Genomic DNA, 4092 nt, shown 5'->3' on the forward strand with positions numbered 1-4092 from the left:
AGGAGACGCCCAAGGCCGCCTGCGGCCGACGCGTCGGATAGTCGCCGGAAAAATGCCGGGCCCTGTCCAGAGCCCGGCACTTAATCCCGCGCTTAGGAGATGACCCCGTCCACGAGGGCCTTCGCCTCTGCCTGGACCTGGGCCAGATGTTCCGGGCCCTTGAAGGACTCGGCGTAAATCTTGTACACGTCCTCGGTGCCGGAGGGGCGGGCTGCGAACCAGGCGTTTTCGGTGGTGACCTTCAGCCCGCCAATTGCGGCACCGTTACCGGGGGCTTCAGTCAGCTTGGCAGTGATCTCTTCGCCGGCCAGTGTGGTGGCGGTGACGTCGGCGGCGGAGAGCTTGCCTAGCGCAGCCTTCTGCTCGCGGGTCGCGGCGGCGTCAATGCGCGCGTACGACGGCGCCCCAAAGCGGGCGGTCAACTCACCGTAGTGCACCGAGGGCGACTTGCCCGTCACGGCCGTGATTTCCGAGGCCAGCAGTGCCAGCAGGATGCCGTCCTTGTCGGTGGTCCAGACGGAGCCGTCCTTCTTCACGAAGGATGCACCTGCGGATTCCTCCCCGCCAAATACACCCTCACCGGAGAGCAGGCCTGGAACAAACCACTTGAACCCGACCGGCACTTCGACGAGTTTGCGGCCAAGATCTGCGGCGACCCTGTCAATGATGGAGGAAGAGACAAGAGTCTTGCCCACTCCGGCAGTGGCGGGCCACTGCGAGCGGTGCGTGTACAAGTACTGGATCGCCACGGCAAGGTAGTGGTTGGGGTTCATCAACCCGCCGTCCGGGGTGACAATGCCGTGCCTGTCGGCGTCGGCATCGTTGCCCGTGGCAATGTCATACGGTGCCCCTGCGCTGAGCTTGCCAATCAGGGAAGCCATCGCCGAGGGAGAGGAGCAGTCCATGCGGATCTTCTCATCCCAGTCAAGGGTCATGAATGACCATTGCGGGTCAACCGTGGGGTTGACCACTGTCAGGTCAAGGTGGTGGCGTTCACGAATTTCGCCCCAGTAGTCAACCGAAGCCCCACCCATGGGATCGGCGCCGATGCGCACCCCTGCGGAACGGATGGCGTCCAGGTCCAGGACGGAGGGGAGGTCGTCAACGTAGTTGGAGAGGAAATCAAACTTTCCCGTTGTGGATGCGGACATGGCCTCAGGCAACTGCACGCGGCGCACACCGCGCAAGCCTGCTTCCAGCAGCTCATTGGCACGGTTGGCAATCCATCCAGTCGCATCTGAATCGGCTGGGCCTCCATGCGGAGGGTTGTACTTGAAACCGCCGTCACCGGGAGGGTTGTGCGAAGGGGTGACAACAATACCGTCCGCCAATGCATCCGTGCGGCCCTTGTTGTGGGAGAGGATGGCGTGGGAGACGGCCGGGGTGGGCGTGTAGCCGTGGCGCGCATCAATCAACACCTCAACCCCATTGCCCGCAAGCACCTCCAGGGCAGTGTTCTGTGCAGGCTCGCTGAGTGCGTGGGTATCTTTGCCCATGAACAACGGCCCCGTGATGCCCTGACCGGCCCTGTATTCAACAATGGCCTGCGTAATGGCGGCAATGTGGGCTTCGTTGAAGGAGGACTTCAACGAACTGCCTCGGTGCCCCGACGTGCCGAAGGCTACACGTTGTGCGGGATCACCCATATCCGGGGACAGATCATAGTAAGCATCCATCAATGCAGAAAGATCAACAAGGTCCTGGGGAAGGGCAACAGTGCCCGCGCGACTAGCCATGATCACAGCATGCCAGAGCAAGGGGCAGATTGGCACCCATTGCCCAAACTGTGAACCGTTCAGGGCCCTGCATTACGATGGAAGACAGCCCAAGCCATTCTTTCCCCGCGCGTAGGGGCACAAATTTTTGCAGGAGCCAGCAGTGTCGAATCATCCGGACCAGCCACAGCCGTACAGCGGGGAGCCTTCCGGTAGCACGCCTCCGGGATATAACGCCCCCGCCGTGCCGCCCTTATACCCGGCCCAAGCGCCTCAGGACGTGTACAGCGGAGGAAACCCGCAGTACCAAAATCAGCAGTACCAAAACCCGCAGTTCCAGAACCAGCAGTACCAGAATCAGCCACTTCCCCCGTACGGGCAGCAGTATCAGCAATCTCAGTACCCGGCACCCACCTACTATCAGGGCGGACAAGGCTATGTGATGCCCATCAGCGGCCCGCGCGGGCTAAGCCTTGCGAGCATGATCATTGGCCTGACCTCACTGTTTTTGCTCGGGTGGATGATCGCACCCCAGATTGTGGGGATCGTGCTGGGACACTTGGGCCTGAAGAAGGAAAGTCCGCAAGGCCGGGCTTTTTCGATTACCGGGCTCGTCACCAACTATCTGGCTTTGGTGGTTTGGGGAGGCATTTACCTGTTCTACATCTTCATCATCGCTGTTTTGGCGGGTAGCTCCGGAAGCGACTTCAGTCAGCTTTAGAACACATGATTCAGGCGTCTGCAAACGACGGCGGCACCTGTCCCTTTTCGATCAAGCGAAAGGACAGGTGCCGCCGTCGTTCTTGGAGAAAAAACTACATCACGCCGGCCATCAACGTCTTGATCGGCTTCTTCGCCAGGAACAGCAGCACACCAAAGCCAATGGAGACCAGGCCAACGACCAGGAAGTACGGGGTCTCGTGCTCAGGGTTGTACCACTGGGCCAACACGCCTGACATGGCCGTGCCGAGGGAGACCGACAGGAAGAACAAGGCCACCATCTGCGTCTGGAACGCGGCCGGGGCCAGCTTGGTGGCCAAGGAGAGCCCCACGGGGGAGAGCATTAGTTCGGCGACCGTGAACAGCATCAAAATGAACACGATGGCCAACATGGGCACCGCTGCCATCCCGGCGAACGGAATGAAGGACAGGTACGCCAATCCCATGACGACCAAGGCCACGGAGAACTTCACCGGTGTGCCCGGCTGGCGCGGTCCCCACTTGGTCCACACTGCGGCGAACACGCCAGCGAGAATGATGATGAACACCGGGTTGATCGAGGAAACCCAGCTGGCGGGAATCTCCCAGCCAAGGATGGTGCGGTCAAGACGCTTGTCCGAGTACAAGGCAATCACGGTGAACTGCTGCTGGAAAAGCGACCAGAAAACGGCGCTGGCAAGGAACAGCGGCATGAAGGAGTAAACGCGGCTGCGTTCCTCGCCAGTGACCGTCTTGTTCGCCAGGATCACGGCGAAATAGGCGACTGTTGCAATGATGACGACGGCGACGATGACCCACTTGAGGTTCTCGGCGGTGATGAGCTTGAACACCACGGCCGCCACGATAAGCACGATTGCCGCTGCAGCTGCTCCCGCGAACTTGCCACGCTCTGACTTGGGCAGCGGGTTGGCGATGCGGTGTGCGGACTCCGGCAGGTTCTTGCGGGTCAGCCCGTACTGCAGCAGGCCGAAGGCCATGCCAACGGCAGCCGCACCGAAACCAACATGGAAACCCCACGTGACCTGCAGCCATCCGGTGGCCAACGGGCCAATCAGGCCGCCAATGTTGATGCCCATGTAGAAGATGGAGAAACCGGCGTCGCGTCGCTCGTCGTCCTTGGCGTACAGCGTTCCGACCAACGATGTGGCGTTGGCCTTCAACCCGCCTGAGCCCACCCCAATGAGGATCAGACCGGTTGCCAGGCCTGCCGCACCGGGCAGAAACGCCAGTGACAGGTGGCCGGCCATGATCAAGATGGCGCTGTAAAACAGGACTTTTTCCGAGCCGAGAAGGCGGTCGGCGACCCACGCGCCCAAGATGGTGGAAAGATACACCCCACCGCCGTACGCTCCAACGATCCCCAGGGCTGTGCCCTCGTCAATTCCAAGGCCACCCTTGGTGACGGAGTAGTACATGTAGTAGGCAAGGATGCCCTGCATGCCATAGAAGGAGAACCGTTCCCACAGCTCGACACTGAAGAGATTCAGCAGCATCTTGGGTTGTCCGAAGAATGCTGTATCGCGGGTCATTTGAGGTGCCTTGGCCTGTTCGGCGGGGCTTTTTTGTGAGCTCACAGGGTCAATTTTTGCACTGTTGCAACGGTTCGTCATATTTGGGCTGCTTGGACGGGGCTACCGCGCATCCCTCTCCCAACCCT

3 protein-coding genes are annotated in these 4092 nt (G+C 60.7%); 1 reads left to right on the forward strand and 2 read right to left on the reverse strand.

Going from position 1 to position 4092, the window contains the following annotated elements:
- Positions 1–92 precede the first annotated feature (92 nt).
- Positions 93–1736 (reverse strand): phosphoglucomutase (alpha-D-glucose-1,6-bisphosphate-dependent), encoded by a 1644-nt coding sequence (gene pgm / locus Q4P21_RS14155; RefSeq protein ID WP_303389386.1) that lies wholly within the window; start codon positions 1734–1736, stop codon positions 93–95.
- Positions 1737–1995: 259 nt separating this feature from the next.
- On the opposite strand from pgm, the gene Q4P21_RS14160 reads away from it, so the two are divergent.
- The gene (locus Q4P21_RS14160; RefSeq protein ID WP_303389387.1) at positions 1996–2436 is read left to right on the forward strand and encodes a DUF4190 domain-containing protein; all 441 of its coding nucleotides are present in this window, start codon (positions 1996–1998) and stop codon (positions 2434–2436) included.
- Positions 2437–2530: 94 nt separating this feature from the next.
- Here Q4P21_RS14160 and Q4P21_RS14165 read toward each other — a convergent pair whose 3' ends face one another.
- Positions 2531–3964, reverse strand: a complete 1434-nt coding sequence (locus tag Q4P21_RS14165) for a peptide MFS transporter (RefSeq protein ID WP_303389395.1) — start codon at positions 3962–3964, stop codon at positions 2531–2533.
- Positions 3965–4092 lie beyond the last annotated feature (128 nt).

It is taken from the genome of Arthrobacter sp. (assembly GCF_030540645.1).
GTDB lineage: Bacteria > Actinomycetota > Actinomycetes > Actinomycetales > Micrococcaceae > Specibacter.